We start from the raw sequence: 302 nt of genomic DNA on the forward strand, positions 1-302 counted from the left end.
GGCTCTTTGTGCCACCATGCTGAAACCGATTGCCAAAGGCGATCACGGGGAAGGTAAAAAAGGCTTCTTCGGCTGGTTTAACCGCATGTTCGAGAAGAGCACGCACCACTACACCGACAGCGTAGGCGGTATTCTGCGCAGTACGGGGCGTTACCTGGTGCTGTATCTGATCATCGTGGTCGGTATGGCCTATCTGTTCGTGCGTCTGCCAAGCTCCTTCTTGCCAGATGAGGACCAGGGCGTATTTATGACCATGGTTCAGCTGCCAGCAGGTGCAACGCAGGAACGTACGCAGAAAGTGC

General features: G+C 55.0%; 1 protein-coding gene. It reads left to right on the plus strand.

The annotated features are described in order from the left end of the window. Positions 1-302, plus strand: a 302-nt coding sequence (locus LZP73_RS19915) for an efflux RND transporter permease subunit (protein ID WP_234236641.1), incomplete at both ends; no start/stop codon positions are given.

The sequence above is a fragment of the Shewanella sp. AS16 genome (assembly GCF_021412365.1).
Lineage (GTDB): Bacteria > Pseudomonadota > Gammaproteobacteria > Enterobacterales > Shewanellaceae > Shewanella > Shewanella salipaludis.